The 20,747-nt window shown below is 53.9% G+C and carries 21 protein-coding genes; 16 read left to right on the top strand and 5 right to left on the bottom strand.

Features of this window, described 5'->3' with window-relative positions:
• Nucleotides 1-6 precede the first annotated feature (6 nt).
• Nucleotides 7-186: a DUF5325 family protein gene (locus ACI5FR_RS30830; protein ID WP_405461657.1), complete on the bottom strand. Its 180-nt coding sequence runs from the start codon at nt 184-186 to the stop codon at nt 7-9.
• 127 nt (nt 187-313) lie between these two features.
• Here ACI5FR_RS30830 and ACI5FR_RS30825 point away from each other — a divergent pair, with 127 nt between their 5' ends.
• The gene (locus ACI5FR_RS30825) at nt 314-559 is read left to right on the top strand and encodes an alpha/beta-type small acid-soluble spore protein (protein ID WP_405461655.1); all 246 of its coding nucleotides are present in this window, start codon (nt 314-316) and stop codon (nt 557-559) included.
• 78 nt (nt 560-637) lie between these two features.
• Here ACI5FR_RS30825 and ACI5FR_RS30820 read toward each other — a convergent pair whose 3' ends face one another.
• A complete protein-coding gene (locus tag ACI5FR_RS30820; RefSeq protein ID WP_405461653.1) occupies nt 638-1,621 on the bottom strand; it encodes a metal-dependent hydrolase in 984 nt (327 codons plus the stop codon).
• 95 nt (nt 1,622-1,716) lie between these two features.
• Between ACI5FR_RS30820 and ACI5FR_RS30815 the strand changes: the two genes are divergently transcribed.
• The 4 genes from ACI5FR_RS30815 to ACI5FR_RS30800 all read left to right on the top strand — a co-directional run bounded on the left by ACI5FR_RS30815 (nt 1,717) and on the right by ACI5FR_RS30800 (nt 7,379).
• Nucleotides 1,717-2,007 (top strand): hypothetical protein, encoded by a 291-nt coding sequence (locus ACI5FR_RS30815; protein ID WP_405461651.1) that lies wholly within the window; start codon nt 1,717-1,719, stop codon nt 2,005-2,007.
• Nucleotides 2,004-3,356 (top strand): Na+/H+ antiporter NhaC family protein, encoded by a 1,353-nt coding sequence (locus tag ACI5FR_RS30810; protein WP_405461649.1) that lies wholly within the window; start codon nt 2,004-2,006, stop codon nt 3,354-3,356. Before ACI5FR_RS30815 ends, ACI5FR_RS30810 begins: the two co-directional genes overlap by 4 nt.
• Nucleotides 3,357-3,447: 91 nt before the next feature.
• Entirely contained in the window at nt 3,448-5,268 is a 1,821-nt protein-coding gene (locus tag ACI5FR_RS30805) for an ABC transporter ATP-binding protein (protein WP_405461647.1), read from the top strand.
• On the top strand, nt 5,265-7,379 hold the full coding sequence (locus ACI5FR_RS30800) for an ABC transporter ATP-binding protein (RefSeq protein ID WP_405461645.1): 2,115 nt from the start codon (nt 5,265-5,267) through the stop codon (nt 7,377-7,379). The genes ACI5FR_RS30805 and ACI5FR_RS30800 overlap by 4 nt, the downstream gene beginning before the upstream one ends.
• Nucleotides 7,380-7,782: 403 nt before the next feature.
• Here ACI5FR_RS30800 and ACI5FR_RS30795 read toward each other — a convergent pair whose 3' ends face one another.
• Nucleotides 7,783-8,571 carry an ankyrin repeat domain-containing protein gene (locus ACI5FR_RS30795; protein ID WP_405461643.1) on the bottom strand — a complete coding sequence of 263 codons (789 nt, stop codon included), beginning with the start codon at nt 8,569-8,571 and terminating at the stop codon, nt 7,783-7,785.
• A 326-nt stretch (nt 8,572-8,897) separates the two neighbouring features.
• On the opposite strand from ACI5FR_RS30795, the gene ACI5FR_RS30790 reads away from it, so the two are divergent.
• Together ACI5FR_RS30790 and ACI5FR_RS30785 are read left to right on the top strand one after the other, a co-directional pair.
• Nucleotides 8,898-9,764, top strand: coding sequence for a sigma-70 family RNA polymerase sigma factor (locus ACI5FR_RS30790; protein ID WP_405461641.1), 867 nt, complete (start codon nt 8,898-8,900; stop codon nt 9,762-9,764).
• A gap of 293 nt (nt 9,765-10,057) precedes the next feature.
• The gene (locus ACI5FR_RS30785) at nt 10,058-10,699 is read left to right on the top strand and encodes an NAD(P)H-dependent oxidoreductase (protein WP_405461639.1); all 642 of its coding nucleotides are present in this window, start codon (nt 10,058-10,060) and stop codon (nt 10,697-10,699) included.
• Nucleotides 10,700-10,775: 76 nt separating this feature from the next.
• Here ACI5FR_RS30785 and ACI5FR_RS30780 read toward each other — a convergent pair whose 3' ends face one another.
• Complete coding sequence (locus ACI5FR_RS30780; protein WP_405461637.1) at nt 10,776-11,741, bottom strand: helix-turn-helix transcriptional regulator; 966 nt, start codon at nt 11,739-11,741, stop codon at nt 10,776-10,778.
• Nucleotides 11,742-11,847: 106 nt separating this feature from the next.
• Between ACI5FR_RS30780 and ACI5FR_RS30775 the strand changes: the two genes are divergently transcribed.
• From ACI5FR_RS30775 to ACI5FR_RS30760, 4 genes are all read left to right on the top strand, one after another.
• Nucleotides 11,848-12,327 (top strand): GyrI-like domain-containing protein, encoded by a 480-nt coding sequence (locus ACI5FR_RS30775; RefSeq protein WP_405461635.1) that lies wholly within the window; start codon nt 11,848-11,850, stop codon nt 12,325-12,327.
• Between the two features lie 23 nt (nt 12,328-12,350).
• Nucleotides 12,351-12,773 carry a DoxX family protein gene (locus ACI5FR_RS30770; RefSeq protein ID WP_405461633.1) on the top strand — a complete coding sequence of 141 codons (423 nt, stop codon included), beginning with the start codon at nt 12,351-12,353 and terminating at the stop codon, nt 12,771-12,773.
• Nucleotides 12,774-12,976: 203 nt separating this feature from the next.
• A complete protein-coding gene (locus ACI5FR_RS30765; RefSeq protein ID WP_405461631.1) occupies nt 12,977-13,456 on the top strand; it encodes a GyrI-like domain-containing protein in 480 nt (159 codons plus the stop codon).
• A gap of 25 nt (nt 13,457-13,481) precedes the next feature.
• Nucleotides 13,482-13,949, top strand: a complete 468-nt coding sequence (locus tag ACI5FR_RS30760; protein WP_405461629.1) for a phage tail protein — start codon at nt 13,482-13,484, stop codon at nt 13,947-13,949.
• Between the two features lie 168 nt (nt 13,950-14,117).
• On the opposite strand, the gene ACI5FR_RS30755 is transcribed toward ACI5FR_RS30760, so the two are convergent.
• The gene (locus ACI5FR_RS30755) at nt 14,118-14,723 is read right to left on the bottom strand and encodes a TetR/AcrR family transcriptional regulator (protein WP_405461627.1); all 606 of its coding nucleotides are present in this window, start codon (nt 14,721-14,723) and stop codon (nt 14,118-14,120) included.
• 627 nt (nt 14,724-15,350) lie between these two features.
• Here ACI5FR_RS30755 and ACI5FR_RS30750 point away from each other — a divergent pair.
• The 5 genes from ACI5FR_RS30750 (at nt 15,351) to ACI5FR_RS30730 (ending at nt 20,697) form a co-directional block, all read left to right on the top strand.
• On the top strand, nt 15,351-16,055 hold the full coding sequence (locus ACI5FR_RS30750; protein WP_405461625.1) for a histidine phosphatase family protein: 705 nt from the start codon (nt 15,351-15,353) through the stop codon (nt 16,053-16,055).
• A 102-nt stretch (nt 16,056-16,157) separates the two neighbouring features.
• Nucleotides 16,158-17,027, top strand: coding sequence for an arabinose operon transcriptional regulator AraC (gene araC, locus ACI5FR_RS30745; protein WP_405461623.1), 870 nt, complete (start codon nt 16,158-16,160; stop codon nt 17,025-17,027).
• 296 nt (nt 17,028-17,323) lie between these two features.
• On the top strand, nt 17,324-18,802 hold the full coding sequence (locus ACI5FR_RS30740) for an ABC transporter substrate-binding protein (protein ID WP_405461621.1): 1,479 nt from the start codon (nt 17,324-17,326) through the stop codon (nt 18,800-18,802).
• A gap of 105 nt (nt 18,803-18,907) precedes the next feature.
• Nucleotides 18,908-19,870, top strand: a complete 963-nt coding sequence (locus ACI5FR_RS30735; RefSeq protein ID WP_405461619.1) for a carbohydrate ABC transporter permease — start codon at nt 18,908-18,910, stop codon at nt 19,868-19,870.
• On the top strand, nt 19,867-20,697 hold the full coding sequence (locus ACI5FR_RS30730) for a carbohydrate ABC transporter permease (RefSeq protein WP_405461617.1): 831 nt from the start codon (nt 19,867-19,869) through the stop codon (nt 20,695-20,697). The genes ACI5FR_RS30735 and ACI5FR_RS30730 overlap by 4 nt, the downstream gene beginning before the upstream one ends.
• The last annotated feature ends 50 nt before the right edge of the window (nt 20,698-20,747 follow it).

The following is a 20,747-nucleotide window of genomic DNA, read 5'->3' as shown; positions in this document are numbered from 1 at the left end:
TCCAAGTCAGCCTCCTCGCTTGCGGCGCATTCTGGCGCTGAGCGCGAAGCCGTACCCCATGCAGCCTATCGCGGCGACGGTGCAGAGAATCGCACCCCATACGCTGCGATAAGCGATGGACAGGCTGACTCCGCAGAGCAGACCCACACAGAGCAGGGCGAACAGAAGAGCTAACGAACGGTTCATAGAGGGACCTCCGGACTTTCTTCACATTGTGAGGTATTAATGAATATTCCTTCATCTGCGAAACATACTAAGCTTGCAAGCTTGCAGCTCAACCAATATCACGCAGATTGAAAGGAGCAGTACTCTCATGGCAGGCCAATCTCGCAGCAGCAATCGAATCTTAGTGCCTCAAGCAGCCCAAGCTTTGGATCAAATGAAATTCGAAGCCGCAGCCCAACTCGGCATCACGCTTCCGGCAGGCGGCTATTACGGCGACATGACTAGCCGCGACATGGGTTCGATCGGTGGATCGATCACCAAGCAACTCGTGCAAATGGCGGAGCAGTCGATGTCTGGCGGCGGCATGACCGGTATGGGCATGCGGAATTTCTAATACACCAACTGATCCATCGAAATCGAAGCTCAAGGGAGCGATTCCCTTGAGCTTCTTCTGTATGCTCCTATTGGAGCCCTAGTAGGCGTTGATCTTGAGCTTTTTACCCACCCGGCCTTCGTTCAGCCAGCCGACATAGGAATCCATCGGGCGATAATGCTTATCCATCAGCAAAACGGCCACGAACGGATATTGCTTCCGGTGCCGGTAGCGGACATCGACCCAGCGTACTTCGTATCCCCAGGCGTGCTCCCTCAGCTCCGCGCAGGCGTAGGAGGTGAAATACAAGAAGGCGCTGACATCGGGATGGGTACGGGAAGCTTCGACCGCCGGATGGTGCTCGAAGTCGACCTTGTCGATCCAGCGGAGCATATTGTTCTTATATTCACCGAGCTCGTAATGACCGTCGCCCTTCACCTTCACCACGTTCCAGACGTACAAGTGAATGGTCGGAATGATAAGGTAGCGGTGCGCCGGATCGTATTGAGGATCCTGCAGCCTTACACGGCGGTGGACCATCCAATGCGCGACCGTACGCCACACATAATAACCGGCTAGCAGCACGTAGAGCGTCGGGAAAATGACCTCAGGCGGGCCGAGATGGACGGACCACAGGAAAATGGCTACCACGTGAGCCGCGAACATAATCGGGTCGAAGATGTGAATGATGTTCCACGAGATCCAGCGCTCCGTGAAGGGTCTGAACGCTTGGGTGCCGTATGCGTTGAACAGATCGGAGAATACGTGAAACCCGACCGCGATGAACACCCACAGGGCGACATGCGAGAGGGAAGCTCCTTGGAACAGCAGTGTCATGACAAGTGTGACGAGCGTCGTCCAGATGGCGATGGCCGGCAGAGAGTGCGATTTCCCACGGTGATTGCGAATATAAGCGGCATTGCCCTTCAGACGCAGCAGTCCGTCGGAATCCGGTATCTGGGAACCGACTACAGTACCGATCAGGACGGCGGTTGCAGTGACGCTGTCGGACGCGACGACGGGATCGACATGGGCGAGCCCCGCGAGGCCGAGTCCTACGACTAGATGAGTACCTGTGTCCAAATAAAAGTCTCCTCCTATCAAGTCTGGACCAATTGGTGATACACTTATTGTACCATGTTTTTTCTGAAAAAATAAATCAAAGTGGGGTAATGCACGTGCATAAAGTTTTTGTCGAGTATAAAGTGTCCCCCGAATTCCGGGAGGCATACATAAGCTTCGTGCGCGAGCTGCAGGCGGACCAGAAGGGCGTAGAGTGGCTGGAATCGGCGGATCAGCCTTGCCTCTTCCTCGAAATCTGGGAGGTGCAAACGGAGGAGCATGTTGCGCAGTTCCGGCAAGAGCGGCTGCAAGAGACGGATCGGGAGTCCCGGTGGAACCGGCTGCACCGTTGGATCGAGGGAGGACCGGCGAAAATAAACGTGTGGCGGTTTCGCAGCACGCTATGAGCAGAGCTCAGTGGATCGCCCTGTTGGTGTGCACGCTGGGCGGGCTTGCAACGGCCTCCGCGTTGGACATGCCTCTCGTCATCGGATTTCTCGCAGGGTTCGCCGCTTTGCTCCTCCTCATTCGCCGTCACGGCTTCACATGGCGCGATGTGGCGAGGCCGCTGTTCCAAGGCATGATCGAGACTCGGGAAGTCATCTGGATCCTGGTGTGCGTCGGAATACTCATTCCGGCCTGGACCGCATGCGGCACGATTCCTTATATGATCGATCTAGGCATCGGACTCGTTCCGCCCGCCTGGTTCTTGACCGGCAGCTTCCTGCTCTCTACCGCAGTCGCGCTCTTGCTCGGCACATCGACGGGGACGCTCAGCTTCGTCGGCATCCCGCTGATCGGTGTCAGCGCGACACTCGGCGTCCCGCTGGGTGCGGCGGCCGGGGCGCTCGTCTCCGGCGCCTTCGTCGGGGAGCGCTGCTCCCCGTTCTCGAGCGCTAGGAAGCTGGTCGGCGTCTCGACCGCAACGTCGCTCCGCCCGCTCTCGCCGGAGCTGCTGCCGACGGCGCTCATCGGCGTCGTGGCGGCAGCCATCGCCTACATCCTGATGGACGGGCAGGGCGGCTGGTCGCTGCCGGCCGATCACCCTACCGGGACGATGTACGCCGGAACGTTCGCCTACAGTCCGTGGCTGCTGCTTCCGCCTGCTGCGCTGCTCGCCGCCAATCTGCTGCGCTGGAAGACACGGAACGCCTTCCTCCTCTCGATCGCCGTGGCGATCGCGGTCGGCATGGCTACTCAGGCGTTCGACCCGCAGGTATGGCTGCACTATATAGCGTATGGCTATGACGACATCTCGCAACCGTCCTTGCATGGAAAAGGGCTCGTCCATATGATCGAGCTTGTCAGCCTGATCGCCGTGGCCGGCGCCTTCAACGGCACCTTACAGCATACGAAGCTCGCGGACGGTTTGTGGGAGTCGATCGTAGGAAAGAGCCGGGCGCTTGCCGCCGGGACAGTGCGTGTCGGATTGTTTGGGCTCGTCCTTTGCCTCGTCTGCTGCACACAGACGCTGCCGATTATGATGAGCGGCCGCAATTTGCTGCCATCGTGGCGCAAGACGTTTACGCCGGAGCAGCTGAACCGGGTCGTCTCGGATACGACCCTGCTTTTCGCTCCCCTGGTACCTTGGAACTTGCTCGCCTTGCTGTGCGCCACAATTCTGGGCGTCGACGTGCTGGCGTTCCTGCCCTATGCCGTGTTTCTCTGGACGGTTCCGATAGCGACTGTAGCGGTTTCCACTGTCTATGATTGGAAAAAGAAACGGAGTGTATCGGTAAAATCTTTGATAAGATAGTCCATTATTTACGGCGCTTAAATCCATGGTTTCTTCCATTAGAGGCATGTAATCTTACTTTATGGGATTCAAACTTCTAAGGAGGGCGCGGATGATTCGACGAAGCATTTTGTGGGGACACATTGTCCAGCACAAATTTTCATATCTTTTCGGTTTTGCATTATTGTCCATTTCTTGCTTGCTGCAGCTCGTCATCCCGGACTTGCTCGGGCAATTCACGGACCGGCTGGAGCAGTCGGAGCTGACGTATTCCGGCGCGGTGCGAATCGCCCTGTGGATGGCCGCGGCCGGCCTTGGGATCGCTTTCTTCCGTTCCACCTCCCGCATCTATTTGTTCCGGCTGTCCCGGATCCTCGACAAGCGCATTCGGGACGACCTGTTCCGCCATTGGGAGACGCTGTCCGCACAATATTTCAAGAACAAGCGGATCGGCGACCTCATGTCGCACGCGATCAGCGACGTCAGCGTTATCCGCGAGGTGACGATGTCGGGCATCTTCAATACGCTGGAAGCGGCGTTCCTAATCACGATTACCGTGGTGGCCATGGTGACTACGGTGAACCCGCTGCTGACGCTCATCACGATGCTGCCGCTGCCGCTGCTAAGCGTACTCGCGTATCGGTTCAACAAGCGCATTCAAAAGGAATCGACGGCGGTGCAGGAGACGATCGGCGATCTCACGAGCCGCGTGCAGGAGTTCGTGGCCGGCATCCGCGTCGTGAAGGCGTTCGTGCAGGAGAAGCAGCAAATCGGGCTGTTCCGGCAAGACAATCAGAACGCGGTGGCGATGAACCGCCGCCTAGTGCGCACGAACTCGCTGTTCGGCGCCTCCAGCTCCGCTGTGGTAGGCCTGAGCTTCCTCGTGTCGGTCGTGTTCGGCGGCATTCTCGTGCTGAAGCGGACGATCACGCTGGGAGAATTCGTCGCGTTCAATACGTACTTGTCCTTGCTCATGGGCCCGATCGAGAACTTGGGCAAGGTCGTCAATACGATGCAGCGGGGGCGGGCTTCCGAGACCCGGATCCTGGGGATCCTGAATACGCAGCCGGATGTGGCGGACGACAAGCAAGCGGACATGAGCATCGAACGGCTCGAAGGCCATATCCAGATTCGCAATTTGTCGTTCAGCTATCCCGAGGCGCATACGCTCTCGCTTAAGAACATCAATCTGGACGTTCCTAAGGGGAGCAGCCTGGCGATCGTAGGCCGGGTCGGCAGCGGCAAGAGCACGCTCATCAACCTGCTCGTCCGCTTGTATAACCCGCCGCTCGGGACGCTGTTCATCGACGGGCGGGACATTCACGAGATTCCGCTCAAGGTGCTGCGCCGGGAGGTCGGGATGGTGCCGCAGGACCAGTTCCTGTTCTCCTCCACGATCCGCGACAACATCAGCTTCGACCCGAAGCCGTATAAGGACGAGGAGGTCGAAGAGGCGGCCAAGATCGCCCAAGTGTACGACAACATCATAGAATTCCCGAATCAATTCCAGACGGCGCTCGGCGAACGGGGCATCTCCTTATCCGGCGGTCAGCGCCAGCGGGTCAGCATCGCCCGCGCGATCATCAAAAAGCCCGCGGTGCTCATCTTCGACGACAGCTTGTCGGCGGTGGACACGGAGACGGAGGATCGGATCCTGCAAGGCTTGAACGAGGTCATGAACGACCGGACGACGATCATTATCGGGCATCGCATCTCTTCGGTGAAAGCGGCGGATCAGATCGTCGTGATGGAGGAAGGCGAGATCGTGGAGCGTGGTACGCATGAATCGCTGCTCGCCTTGAACGGCCTCTATGCGGATATGTATCACAAGCAGCTTCTGGATGAAGCGGCCGAGCAGCATGAGTTCATGGAGCCGATGCTGGCGAACACGAAGCTGGAGTCGAAGGGTAGAGCTGGGGGGAAAGTCGGTTGAGCATTCATTCGGAAAAACAGCTGGTCGCAGTCAAAGACTCGCAGCTGATGCGCAAAATGCTGGCTTACGTCAAGCCGCATTGGAAGATGGTGGCGCTGTGCATTTGCATGGCGTTTCTGATCGTCGTCACCGACCTGGCGCGGCCGTACATTATAAAAGTCGCGATCGACGATCATATCAACGGTTTGAACCGCCCGATGGTGTCGGTCCCATCGGGGCAGGCCGATACGCTCGAGCGCTATGGCGACCCGTTCGTAGTTGGCGACCGGGCCTATGTGCGCCTGCAGCCGGGCGAGCGGCCCGGCGAGCTGCCCGCAGGCGTGGAAGCGGCACAGATCGTCGAGAAACAGGGCAACTCCTTCCTCGTACGGGGAGGCTGGCTGCCGGAACAGACGCAGACGCCGGATCTCGTTACGGAAACGAACGGCCGCCTCACCGCGGTGGCGGGGGATGTGCGACTGCCGGCCGAGCTCATGCCGGACTCTCTCGTCGACGAGTTCCATCAGCGGGATTACACCGGGTTGCTCGTGCTGGGCGGTCTGTTCCTCGGGGCGGTAGTCATCGGCTCCGTCCTGAACTACTTGCAGACGAACTTCCTGCAATATACCGGGCAGCATATCATCTTCCGCATCCGGCAACAGCTGTTCGAGCATTTGAGCCGGATGTCTTCCACGTACTTCGACCGCAACCCGGTCGGCCGGCTCGTCGTTCGGGTCACGCAGGACACGGAGTCGCTCAACCAGCTGTATTCGCAGGTCGTCGTGAACTTGGTCAAAGACTTGATCGTGCTCATCGGCATTCTCGGCATTATGTTCTCGCTCAACCTGAAGCTGACGCTGCTCATGCTCGTCGTCATGCCGCTCTTGTTCGGGATGACGTTCTGGTACCGGATGGTCGTGCGAGAGGCGCAGCGGACGATGCGGCTCCTGCTCGCGCGGCTGAACTCGTTCCTCGCCGAGAACCTCTCCGGCATCCGGATCACGCAGATGTTCATCCGCGAGCAGAAGCAATGGGAGCAGTTCGACGATCTCAACACGCAGCACTACAAAGCCGGGATGCGCGGCACGGTCATCAACTCGGTGTTCCAGCCGGCGATCGGATTCCTCGGCAACCTGGCGATCGCGCTGCTCATCTGGTACGGGGGCGCAAGTGTGCTCGAGGGGACGATCACCTTCGGTATCGTGTACGCCTTCACGCATTATGTGCGGCAGTTTTTCAACCCGCTCATGAGCTTGGCGGAGAAATACAACCAGATCCAGACCGCGATGGTCGGAGCGGAGCGCATCTTCGACATGCTGGGCGAGCAGCCGACGATCGTCGACGCGGAACAGCCGAAGTCGCTGCCGGCTCACGGTCCCCGCGGCGAAATCGTCTTCGATCATGTCTGGTTCGCATATAACGATGAGGAGTGGGTGCTGCGGGACGTGAGCTTCCGGATCGAGCCCGGCCAGACGATCGCCTTCGTCGGAGCGACGGGCGCCGGCAAGAGCTCGATCATCCAGCTCATCAACCGCTTCTACGATATTCAGAAGGGCTCGATCAAGCTGGACGGCGTCGACATCCGCGACATCCCGCTCGAGGAGCTGCGCCGGACGGTGAGCATCGTGCAGCAGGACGTGTTCCTGTTCACCGGCGACATCGCCTCGAACATCCGCCTGAACGAAGCGTCGATCACCGACGAGCAAGTGAAGGAAGCGGCGCGGATGGTGAACATGACGCCGTTCATCGAGAAGCAGCCGCTCGGCTTCGCCACGCCGCTCGGGGAGCGCGGCGTGAACTTGTCGCTCGGCCAGCGGCAGCTGCTGTCGTTCGCGCGGGCGATCGTGTTCCGCCCGGACATCCTGATCCTCGACGAGGCGACGTCGAACATCGACACCGAGACCGAGCTCATCGTGCAGAGCGCGCTGAAGACGATCTCGAAGGACCGGACGACGCTCATCGTCGCACACCGGCTGTCGACGATCCAGCACGCGGATCAGATCATCGTCATGCACAAGGGCAAGGTACGGGAGATCGGCAACCATTATCAGCTGCTGGCGCAGAAGGGGTACTATCACCGCTTGTTCGAGCTGCAGTATAAGGATCAACGCCAAATGCAGAACGCCCGGTAATGGCGCTGCATTTTGGCGAGACGCCAAATGCAAAGCGCCCGCTAAGGGCGCTTTTTTGGCGAAGCGGCAGGCGTTGGGGATTCGAGGATTCATAATTCCAATAGTTCAAGATCAAACACAGTGAACCGTATCACAAGTAACGGCAAGTTTTTTGGAAAATCCCGCAGCGCACTTGGAAAGGACCTTTGCTGTGCGAGGTTTTGTTATGGGCCACGCGCGGCTGCAAAGTCGGCGCAAGCGGCTTCGGCGAGCTTTATGTGCTGGAGAAGCTGTCGCATCTGACCGACCCGCAAGCTGCCAGTGCGCTGGATGCATTGCATCCTCTAACCTGTCGTGTTTTCCTACTACAAATAGGATCCCCGAGTCCCCATTCGATGGCCAGGAGGGGACTATTTACGATATCTTAACGATGCAGTTCTTTGGCGGATTTAGCGCCCCGGTTGCGCAACCACTGAACCACTTCGACTGTAGCGCTTCGTTGTGCTGCATCCAAAGGGGTCAGTCCGTCCCATACGGAAATCCAGTTCAGTTCGGCCCCTCGTTCGAGCAAATACTCGGCAGAGTGCCGCTGTCCGCCGTGGCAAGCGCACCAGAAGGCGACGGTAACTTCATCCGGGGGTGGATTGTGGCTGGCTCCCCACGGATATCGCCGCGAAAGTGTGGTCCCAGCAAAGTGGGCTTCCATGTCATCCAACAGTCCAAGCGCGGCCGCGTGCCAGAGCGTGAACTCTGCACCGCGCTCAACCAGCCGGTGTGCAGCTTTCCACTGCCCAAACGCCACTGCATCGTCCAGCGGCGTTCCACCGGCGATGACCGCACCAGACGCCTCAATATCAGCGCCGACATCAAGAAGCGTGTCGAGCACCTCGATATCATCGCTGCTCGCAGCCCAATGAAGAGGTGTCTCACCATGAGGGCGGCTGGTGATTCGAGCATTCACCTCAGCACCAGCTTTGACCAATTCGGCCACCGTCGCCGCACCGTTAGGAAAATGGCCGGGCCAGTCGGTAGCCACATGCAGCAGCGTACGCGACACGTTCCCGTTGCACGTATCGCCTCCGATAATTCTCGCCGTAGCAAGTCCCGGATTCCCGGTGAGCAGTTTCTGCAATCCCGGGACATCGCCGGTGCGGATTGCCTCGACCAAGGTGACCGCAAGAGGCTCGTTTTCGGAAATGATCACTATGCTCATCCCTCCTAAATTTGTTAATTCTAATTATAGCAGAGTACATAGTAATGTGGTGTGTTCGGTCAGCGCTGCGGGCGCTGTTCCGTCCCGGCGAAGGTCTTCGACGTCCTGCCGGGTTGTTGATGGTTCGTATGTTCATCCCTCCTGAAAAAGGTTGAAGACCCCTCACGAAAGTGGTCTTTGTGTGTTGCACGATCATGATATATGCTTTCAGATGAAGGCTTTATTCAGTGGGTGACTTTCGAATCGAATGCCCTGATTTTTTTGTCACGTCAGGAGGGTTTTATACGTCAATATATAGGGGAGTATTAGGGAAAGGTAGGTGATCCATGATCGACCATAGCTTGCTTGCTGAGCAATTTGAGGCGCACCGGGGTCGCCTGCAGATGGCGGCTTATCGGATGCTTGGCTCTCTGAGCGAAGCGGAGGACGCCGTGCAAGAGGCTTGGCTGCGTATCAGCCGAACCGATACCAGTGGTGTCGAGAATATGGGCGGGTGGCTGACGACGGTAGTCGCTCGGATATGCCTGGACATGCTTCGCTCGCGTAAATCGAGGCGTGAGATGCCCTTGGAATCGGATGAGCCCGAGCCGATGACGAGCGGCGGAGACGGAAGCGACCCCGAGTACGAAGCGCTGTTAGCCGATTCTGTCGGGCTTGCGCTGCTCGTGGTGCTTGACCGGTTGACCCCCGCCGAGCGCGTGGCGTTCGTGCTGCATGATGTATTTGCGGTGTCGTTCTCGGAGATCGCTCTCATCGTAGGCAGAACCGAAACAGCAGCCAGGCAGCTCGCGAGCCGTGCACGCCGCCGTGTGCAAGGAGTGAAGAAGAATCCCAAGGCCGATTTGGTACGCCAGCGGGAACTGATCGGGTCCTTCCTCTCGGCCGCGCGTGCAGGCAACTTCGATGCACTGCTCAAAATACTTGACCCGCAGATCGTGCTCTTGGACGATCGCGGCGGCATAAGAAGAGAGGTTCGCGACGTACGGATCGTGGCCAAGCGGGTGGTGGCAGGCCGCGGTCGTGACGCACAGCCGGCCCTCGTGAACGGTACCGTGGGGATCATCGTAGCCCCGCGTGGCAAACTGTCATTCGTAATCATGCTCACGGTCAAGGCGGACAAAATCGCAGAAATAAGTGTGATCTCCGACCCCGTGCGCATCCACCGGCTTGACCTGGCGGTCTTGGGAGACTAAGAGAGATTTACGGACGGAAAGATGGTTGACGACATCACGTGAAGCTTCACATCTACTTATCAATGGCAGAAGTCCCCTCGCACGAGGGGGCTTCTGCTTTTCTCTGTTCGCTTCCTGTCACGTTCCCCTGAGTCGATCCGTCATGGGAGTGAAGGGCCTGAACCGACGGCACCGATCAGAACAATGAAGGAGTGCTTCCCATGTAATCAAGAAAGTGTGAGTGGTCCGGCTAAGTTAGCTCTCGTCATGCTCAATTTTGGCTTCCCAAACAAAAATGAAGGTGGTAGAGAAAGATGGCTACAGTATTGTATATCACATCGAATCCGCAAGATCATGAAAAATCGTTTAGCATGTCGGTAGGAAACGAATTTATACAGGCTTACCGTGCCGCAAATCCGAATGATGAAGTTGTACATCTTGATCTATACAAAATGGATATTCCGCAACTGGATGCCGATGTTTTTAGCGGTTGGGGTAAATTAGGGGCAGGCGCTGCATTTGAAAGTTTGACCCATGCAGAAAAAGTGAAAGTAAGTCGTCTCGGTGAACTGGTCAATCAATTTGCTGCTGCTGATAAATACGTATTTGTAAATCCGATATGGAATTATTCCTATCCACCGGTTATGAAAGCATATATCGACTCCATCTGCGTTTCAGGTAAAACCTTTACGTATATTCCAGGTAAGGGATATGTCGGTCTGCTGGGTGATAAAAAAGCCGTTCACATTCAAGCGAGCGGAAGCGAGCTGTCTCCAGGCTCAGCTAGTGCAGACTTTGAAATGGGTCATCGCCATCTGGCTACCATTATGAAGTTCCTTGGCATACCTGACTTTGAAGGCATCTTTGTTGAAGGTATGGCCGTCGCCCCGGACCAAGCGCCAATGATTAAAGAAAAGGCAATCATGCGGGCGTGCGAGATGGCCGGGAACTTCTAACGACTGTTGAATAAAGAATGAGTCTGATACTGAAAAAGTTCAGGCTCTTTTTTTGCGTCCGAACGGTTATGGTCCATTACTTGTTCCCTAAAATATCCACTCTCTCCTGTAATCCTTCTACAACTTCCTTCGGTATTTCCCTCAACTTGATATCTCCACCTAAGAAAAGCAGCCAATTTGTTACTTCGGCCAATTCATCCGGATGATGAACATCGATGAAAGTCTTTAAAATAGCCGTGGTTTGATAAGGATTCGTGTACGAAATTGTAATTTTTAATGGATGATACTTTTTGAACTGGGCAATCGCCTTGGGACCAAGTTCGAGGACTAGGTTGATGGCTTCTTCCTGCTTGCTTAGTTGTTCTTCAATCTTCTTCTTGCTTATTCTTTTTTTCTCGGGGTAGGGTTTGACATCGGTGAGATTGTCGACAGGAATAATCCGCCTCTTTTCCTCCTCCAGGTCGAAGCCTTCAATTTGCCAAGAGCTTTTTTCACGATATAAGCGCATGAGATAGATGGGATAAGACTTGATTTCCCTTCCTTCTTCGACGGAAACCACCAAGTAGCTGTCTACAAGAAGGATTTGGATGAGGTGCTCTAGCATAGGATGGGGCAGATCCGATAGATCAAGCAGGTCCGGATTGTGGGGGTTGGTACCTTCGAAGAGCAAGATTTGATTTAACAGAACAAGATCATCCTGCTGGTTTTCAGAGATGAGGCCGAGCAATTTTTCCGCCAAAGAGTGGCGACTCTTGAGATAAGGAAGTTGTAGATTTCGTGTGGCCATGAAGGCGATAAACAGAGCTTTGATCTCATTATCGGTAAAGCGGACAGTGGGCAGGACGGAATTGTGCATCACAAAATAACCCCCGTCCCTCCCGACTTCGGCGACTAAAGGCATTCCCATCGCTTCAATTTCCCTTATATCTCTAATCGCCGTCGATCGGGAGATGTTGAACTCATGCATGATTTCCGAAATGGTAAAATGGGCGCGGTTGTTGATGTACCGCATGATGATGTTAATCCGTTCTACTTTTTTCATAGGGCCCTCTAAACAGTATCACTTTTTGACATGATTAATAGTTATTATAAACCCATCAAGTAAAAAAACAAATGACTTGATCCATTAAAAAAAGGGAGCTGGGATGATGGCAACGTATACCCTTGAGGAAAAAGACAGCTTTAACGTGCTAGGTATTGGAACGGAACTGAAGAGCGATTACACGGACTATGCCGGCATGAACAAGGAGAAGGAAACCTTTTGGCGGACCGTGGAGCAGGATGGAAGGCTGGACGCTTTAAAGGCTGTCGCTGCGAATGACTACATCTTTGCTGTGAACGAACTGGTAAACCGCAAGAGGATGTACTATGCCGGCGTCCTGACGGAAGGATCGGTACAGGGAGAACACAGAGTGATCCAATTCCCTAAGGGACACTACCTCGTCATTAAAGGCGAAGGGAAGACGGCTGATGAGTTGAGCAGTATGCTTACCGGCATTGCCTTTGGTCAAGTTTTGCCGGAAGCCGATAACTTCGCCTATGTCGGCGGGCCCAATGCAACGGTTGAGATGGGCCAGCGAGACGGCCTTGTATATGGGGAAATGTGGATTCCGGTTGTGAAGAAGTAAACGAGATCAAAGGAGGAATAGGCATGAGTACTATGATCGGTAATGAAAAAATCGCGAAGGTTGAATCCCGCCCTACTGGAAGGATAGCCGCTTATTGGACGGTCACAATCATTCTCGCATTCTCTATTACATTAAGCGGGATCGGGCAATTGATGCGATATGGCGGCAATGTCGATTTAGTGACCGATATTGGTTTCCCGTTATATGTCACGAACATTCTCGGAGCCTGGAAATTGCTTGGAGTTATTGCGATCGTAATCCCAGGTTTCCCCCGGCTTAAGGAATGGGCTTATAGCGGTATCTTTTTTCTAATGACGGGTGCGGCTTTATCTCATGTGTTCGCTAATGATTACGGCGATGGGGGATTCCATATTATTCTTCCGCTTTTCTATGCCGCGCTTGGCATCGCCTCCTGGGCGCTGCGTCCGAAAAGCCGCAGACTCTAATGGGGTGTCCATATTAACGCCAGCCCATTCGTGACTCCGATAGACTTCTACTACCTAAAGTACTACTATTAGGTTGGAGCGCAATGGGAGAGGACAATCGGTTGCCCTCTAAACTGTATCATATTTTGACATGATTTATGGTTATGATAAACCCATCAAGCGAATCAACCAACAATTGATCCATTCAAAAAGGAGCTGGGATGATGGCAACGTATACCTTTGAGGAAAAAGACAGCTTCATCGTTCTTGGGATTGGAACAGAGCTGAAGAGCGATTACACGGACTATGCCGGCATGAACAAGGAGAAGGAAAACTTTTGGCGGACCGTGGAGCAGGATGGAAGGCTTGACACGTTAAAGAGTATTGCTGCGAACGACTATATTTTTGCCGTAAACGAAGCGGTAAATCACAAGATGATGTATTATGCCGGCGTCATGACAGATTCATCGGTACCGGAAGAACACCGAGTGATCCAATTTCCTAAGGGACAATACCTCGTCGTTAAAGGCGAAGGGAAGTCGGCTGATGAGTTGAGTAGTATGCTTACTGGCATTGCCTTCGGACAAGTCCTGCCAGCCGCCGAAAATTACGCCTATGTCGGCGGGCCCAATGCGACGGTTGAGATGGGCCAGCGAGACGGCTTCGTTTATGGTGAAATGTGGATTCCGGTTGTGAAGAAGTAAACAATATCAGCAGGAGGTATGAGGCATGTCCTTTATTGTCGATTTTAAAAATGTGTCTACGGTCGGTCTGGAATCTTCACCAGTAGCAGAAGCGCTAGCTGGTCTGCGTGCGAATGAAGCCCGTTACTTCATGAACAAATACAAGCACGAATTTACGGTCGTACCAGCCAGCGAAAGCCAGGAGACGCTTGATTATGTGAACCGAATTTTGAAAGAAGAACGTGGGATTGAGTTTGCGGCCCAACCTCTAGAAACATCGCGTTTTCAAGTAGAAAATATCAATTGGGCCTTCGTCTTTTATGAGGATGGTCTGGCGGTCAACGTCCTGTATACGGTGGATGATCCTAAGAAGCGGGCCGTTGGATTCAAGCTCTCTGAGGGGATGGAAGTACCTAAGGAGTTGGAAGAGAAGAAGTTCAAATTTGCAAGACAGAAGTCCAAACTGGCTGGCACCATTCGAGGTTCGTTCTTCGTCATTAAAGGAGAATATTAAAGCAATCCATTTACTGGATCAATGTTGAGACAATATAATTACATTGCAGCAAGCACAAGAAAGAAAGGGCCATCCGCTGAAGGATGGCCCTTAATTTTGCCGTTGCAGGCAACGCGGAGAACTGCCGTACATAAGTAACGTAACATCGTATGGCTTGATTCTACTTAATTATTCATCCGTATTGCGCATGCAAAGCTCCCGGAGATGGAGGATGACGATCCGCTCAATCGTCTCTGGTGTGTATAGCTCGGGGCGAAGCAATGCGAGGATCGTCAAGCCTTCGACGACCGCGGCCAGTCTAAGCGTTTCGAGTTCTATGTCTATCGACGGGGGAAGAAGCTCTGCACTAGCCAGAAGATCGAGGACCGTTTTAGTCAGGTGGTGAAGTCCATCCGTGAGCTCGTCTTTTTTTTTCCGCAACGTCGAACTTGTGAGGGAACGGATGGCGAATACCCACCAGACGCCGGTTGCAGTTCGTTTTTCGGTATCCATTGGGAGCAGCTCTAAAAGCACTTCCTTAGCGGCTTTCAACGGAATACGGCTTATCTCCAGCCCCTCTGCCTTGTCAGCTCCTTTCGTCAAATAATAATCCACAATAAATAACAACAGCTCGTCCTGTGTAGAAAAATAATGCCGCAAGGCGCCTGGTGACAACCCTGCTGCAGCGGCAACGGCGCGGATTGACACTTGCTCGATCCCTTTATTTTCAATAATATTCCATGCCGATTCGGCGATCAGTTTTCTTTTTTGTTCATGGTCCACGATTTTCGGCACTGGTATTGCCCCTTGTCTTAAATAACACACTGTATTAAAATAATTAATACAGTGTGTTATTTAGATTTTATTTAGTTATATCGCGTTGCGGTTAACACGTCAATAGTACTGGACTTTGTCGTCGTTGACGGGAGGGGGATTTCGATGCAGGAACAATTCAACAGATTTCGTTTGCATTCGACCTGTTATATTTGCAGAAGTGAGTTTGAGGTCTTCGAGGGAACCCAAGCTTACGACCTCGTGAAACGAAACCGAAAAGGTATGCATTGCTGCGAAGATTGCAAGTATAGGATCGAACTTGAAGCACGCCTGCAGTTCGGGAGACGATTGTTGACGGGTAAAGATTAGGCACTGAGACACTCTTAAACCCATGAAGACAATCCTGCACAGGAAAAATAGCGGAATCGTGAAGACTCACAGCCGCATCGACGTTACATCGCCCCGACCCGGTTCTATATAATTTCAGGCAGGGGGTCTGCATCGATGAACGAGATATGGCTCATAGCGCAAGGAGAGCTCGGATGATGCTGCTGTCGATTATGGCTTCACCGATTTGTCGCGCCGATCGGCCTCTGCACGGGGAACAAACAAAGCCCTGATCTTCACCATCACTGAAGGAGTGTACGCATGCGCATTTACATCATCAGGCACGCTGATCCGGATTACGAAAACGATACCATCACGCCGCGCGGTCACCTGGAGGCCAAAGCGCTGGCGAATCGGATGCTCCGGGAAAACATCGACAGTATCTTCTGCTCTCCGTTGCAGAGAGCTCAACATACGATGAATTACACCCGGGAATTGACAGGCCTGCCGTTCGAAACGCAGGACTGGCTGGCCGAGATTCAGAACTGGCAAACGGTCGATACGAAGGGCCGTCCGATCCCCGCCTGGAATGTGGACGGAGAAATCATTCGCGGCTGGAAGCCGTTCTTGACGAGCGACAATTTTCACGAGGCTGAGCCTTTCCGCAACCCGGCCATCCGCGAGGGCTTTGCTGAAATTCGGTCCCATTCGGACCGCTTCATGGAGGCAGCGGGATTCCGCAGGGAAGAAGGGCGTTACCGCATTCTGCAGCCGAACGAGCGCAAAATCGCCGTGTTCTGCCATATGGGGTTCGGCCTCGCATGGCTGGCGCACCTGCTGGAAATGCCGCTTCCGATGCTGTGGTCGGGATGTTGGCTGGCGCCCAGCTCGGTGACGACGATTCTGATGGATGCCCGGTCCGAGCAGTGGGCGGTGCCGCGATGCCTGGGCGTCGGCGACGTTTCCCACCTGTATGAGGCCAATCTGTCGGTCAGCAGCCAAGGCATCCTTGCGAATTTTTACTGATTTTTTACACGTAGAGGTTTTCGTAATCTTCTAAGATAAGTTATAGTAGTAACGGAGGTCAATAAAAACGCTTTCAGTACGGCGAGGAAAGGATGAGGTCTTTTGAGCGGAAAACCTTACTATCCTGCAGATTTCGTAACGCCCAAAAACCGGCCGCCCGGCATTCTCTCGACGGAATTATACCGCAAGGAGCACGGTTACTTCTGTCATCGGCCCAAAGGAACGCGCGATTGGCTGATCATGTACACCGTTTCCGGCACCGGTATTGTCGAAAGCCCTTCTCATACGTACGAATGCAAGTACGGCGACGTCGTTCTGATCGCTCCCGGAACGCCGCAGGAATACTACACCGCTGCGGGCAGCGTGTGGGAGAAAATGTGGTGCCATTTCACCCCGCGGCCGAGCTTTTACAGCTGGCTGTCCTTCACCGAGAATGTGGACGGCGTGCTCTATTTGCGGCTGGACGATTCTTATATCCGGGATTATGTGCACAAAGCGTTCGAGCGTTTGCTGCATCACAACCAGTCCGTCGGTCCGATGTCGGAAGAATTGGCCGTGAACGCCCTGGAGGAAATCATTTTGCTGCTCTCCAGGTATCAGAGGGAGAAAGAGCAAGCTGTGCTGGATCCGCGGATCCAGGAAGTCGTTCAATATCTCATGCAAAATTACGCGCAGCAAATTCAGTTGAACGACCTTGCCCAGAAGGTGTGCTTGTCTCCGTCGAGATTGACGCACTTGTTCAAGGAGCAGGTCGGTCACTCGATCACGGACATCCTCCAGAAGCATCGGCTGAAGCAGGCGGCGAGACTCCTTCTATCCACGAACAAATCGATTCTGGATATAGGGACGGAAGTCGGCTTTAATTCGCCGGCGTTCTTCACCCGGAAGTTCATGTCCTTCTACGGCACCAGCCCCGGCATGTACCGGAAACGGAACAGGTGGGAAGGAATGAAAGAGAGCTCGTTAGCATAGCCGAATCGGAGTGTAACGTAAAAAATCTTTCAGGCTTCAGTCTGAAAGATTTTTTATTTTTGTACGATAATCCTTTGTTTACAGCGGTTTAACACACCTTAACCGTCCTTTTACAAAGCCGTTAGAGTCAGCCGAATCGTGCAGGTTAATAGCGGATTCGTCACTTACTTGGCTGAAAGCTCGTTGTTACAATGAATCCATATCAATCCGGCATGCAGATTGATTTCTCGTAAGCGCTTCATAAGGAATGCAAGCCAAGTTGAATCATTAAATACCATGAGGAGGAAACACGAATCATGAAAAAATTCGGTCTTAGTATCCTAGCAGTCATGATGATTGTCGGCGGTATTCTATCAGGATGCTCGAAGGAAGATAGTTCCGGCAATGCTACCTCCGAGCCAGCGAAGGGCGGGGCTTCGGCGTCGACGAAGCCCGTGACGATCACGATGTGGAACCGCCTGGGGAAAGACACGTTCAACACCGTGATCGCCGGATTCCAGCAGAAGTATCCGAATATTACGGTGAAGCTGGAAAATATGCCGGAAGGCGGAGGCGACGTTGCGCAATTCCAGGCGGCGATCACCGGCAACGATTTGCCGGACGTCTTCGTCAGACCGACGGGGTATACGATCGCGCAGCTGGTCAAGCTGGGCAGAGTCCACAGTCTCGATGAAGTATTCCCGAAGACCACTTACGGCAATTACACGGACGGTACGTTCGCGGAAGGTTACGGCAGCATCGGAGGAGTCGTTTACACATTCCCGTTGTACTCTTCCCTGCATGGCGCGCTGATGATGTATTACAACAAAAAAGTGTTGGAAAGTCTCGGCTACAAGGAAGCGGACATCCCCAAATCGTGGGACGAATTTCTTACGTTCGGCAAAGAACTGGGCAAGAAATCCGGCGGCAAGACGTACGCCCTAACCTTCGGAGCAAAGACGAACTATATGGCGTCGTACCTGCTGAACCAGCTTTCGGCCCCCATTACGCCGGAATCCGGATTCAACTACAAGACGGGGCAATACAACTATAACACGCCTGGCTATATCGAAACGATGCAATACCTCAAGAAGGCGTATGACGAGAAAGTGCTGCATCCCGCCACGATCGACGCGGATACGGGTAAAGCCTACTCGCTGCTGAAAACGGGCGAGGTCGCCTTCATGGTCGGAGGCAACTGGAGCGGCCAATACCTGAGCGCGGATGATAAAGGCGGCCCCGAGGTATTCACGGCCAAGGATTGGGGAGTCGTGCCGATCCCGTCCAAAAACGGCGGTCCGCAGTTCCAATACTTCGAGGGCGGTTCCGGCGAATACCTCTACGTTTCGAAAGATACGAAGCATTGGCCCGAAGTGAAGGCATTCCTTGAGTATCTGAACGAGAATATGTACGCGGAAGTTATCAAAACCGGCCAGACACTGCCTTCCAAAAAACCTGAACTCATAAAGGATGCAAAACCGCCGTTCGAGCAATATGAGAAAATCTCCAAGATGATGTTGGACTTCAAGCGGCTAACGCCGACCGTCTACAAGCACAATCCGGCCGCGACCGACGTGATGGCGCAATACAGCGGCTTCGCGCCGAAAGAGAACATCGGCACGATCTTCCTCGGTTACCTGCAGGGTCAGCTTAAGGATTTGGAGAAACCGCTCCAAAAGCTGACGGATGATAACAACGCGGCACTCAAGCGGGCTATCGACGGGTCGGGCGGCGCCGTGAAGCCGGAAGACTTTATTTTCTCGGATTGGGTGCCGGGACAAAACTACAACAAGTAACGACCAACAAGACAGAAAAAGAGACACGGCTTCTCACAGTCCCAGACTGTCCGAGGTACGGCGGGGAGCCGTGTCTTTCTTTTTCGAAGAATCAGGAGGGATTGCATGCGGATCGGGAAAACACGAACGAAGGTCAATCCGCAGCTTCGCCGTAAGTATATGTGGGCCTACATATTTATATTGCCTCAGTTACTGTATTTTCTGCTTGCTTCCCTGTACCCGATCGTGATGAGCTATGTTTATTCGTTCTACGAGTGGGACGGCCTGGGGCCGCTCAAGCATTTCGTCGGTTTCGCCAATTACGCCGAGCTGCTTCGCGACGAGATGTTCTGGAACAGCTTTAAGAACGCCTTGATCTACGGCCTTTCCGCCACGGCGCTGACGGTAGTCGTCTCGTTTTTGCTGGCACTGGTGCTGAACGACCCGGCTATGAAGGGAAAATCGATTTACCGCACACTTTATTTCCTGCCCGTCGTCACCGTTTCGTCGATCATCGGCATCATGTTTAACAATATTTTTGGGATTCAGGGCTTCACGAACCAGCTCCTGCAGAGCATCGGGTGGATCGACGAACCGATCCGGTTCTGGCTGGACCCTGTGCTCGCGATGATCATGCTCATCGTGGTCGGTTCATGGAAGCATATCGGAGTCGTCATGATTTACTGGTTGGCAGGTTTGCAAATGATTCCGGTCGACTTGTACGAAGCCGCGAAAATTGACGGAGCGGGCTATTGGAAAATGCTGATGAAGATTACGCTGCCGCTATTGAAGCCGGTTGCGGCAACCATTCTTCTGTTGACCGTCGGAGGCAGCCTGCATGTTTTCGACCTGGTCAAAACATTGACCGATGGCGGCCCGTATCATCATACGGAAACGATCGAGTTGTTCATATACAAATATGCGTTCGCTTCTGATTTTGGCGGTGCCAGAGTCGGCTACGCATCGGCTGCGGGCGTCTATCTCGGCTTGTTCGTGCTCGTGATCAGCTTGTTCTTCGGCTGGCTGGGCATGAAAGCGGGAAGCGACGGTAAGAAAAGCAAGCTCGCCGGAAGAGGAGGAGAAGGATGACAAGCTCCAAAACGGCTCGTTTGATCATTCACGTGTTGCTGATCGCCGTAGGCATTGTCTGGATCTATCCGTTCGTGTGGATGGTATCGTCTTCGCTGAAAGACAACACCACCTTTTATAAAGCAGCCATTAATCCGATTCCCGAGGTGTTCATGTGGGAGAATTACACCCGGGCCTGGGAAGTGGCGAAGATCTCCCATTATTTCGGAAACTCCGCCATCATCACGGTATCGACCGTCGTGATCGTCGTCATCTTGAGCTGTCTGACCGGATATGCACTCGGGACGGTGGCGTTTCCCGGTCGAACCGCGATGATCGGATTTATCGTGGCGCTTCAGTTCATTCCGAAAGGCTACACAATCATCCCGCTGTACCAGCTCGTCCAATATTTGGGCATCAAGAACTCGTATCTGGGCCTGATTTTTGCGGAGTCGTCGGGTGCGCACGTGTTGTTTATCCTGCTGTTCGCCGCCTTTTTCTCCAAGTTTCCGAAAGAAATCGAGGAGTCCGCGCTCATGGACGGCGCCGGCTTCGTGAAGACGTTCGCGCGCGTGGCGCTGCCGAACTCGATGCCGATCGTCGCGACTGCGTCGATCATGCAGTTCATCTGGACGTGGAGCTCGTTCCTGACGCCGCTCGTGCTGACCATTACGAAGCCCGAGCTGAAGACGCTATCGGTCGGCATGCTGAACTTTACCCAATTGTACCGCACCGATTGGACCGGGATGGCCGCAGGCGCGACGATCTCTCTCGTCCCCGTCATGCTGGTGTTCATTTTCATGCAGCGTTATTTCTACGAGGGAATTTCGGGAGCCGTCAAAAGCTAGAAAGAGAGAGCTGGACATTCGATCCTATCCATTCACATCATCCGGGAGGC

This window comes from Paenibacillus sp. HJGM_3 (genome assembly GCF_045062745.1).
GTDB lineage: Bacteria > Bacillota > Bacilli > Paenibacillales > NBRC-103111 > Paenibacillus_AA.
The sequence above is the reverse complement of the archived record's forward strand: the minus strand, read 5'-3'. Positions and strand labels throughout refer to the sequence as shown.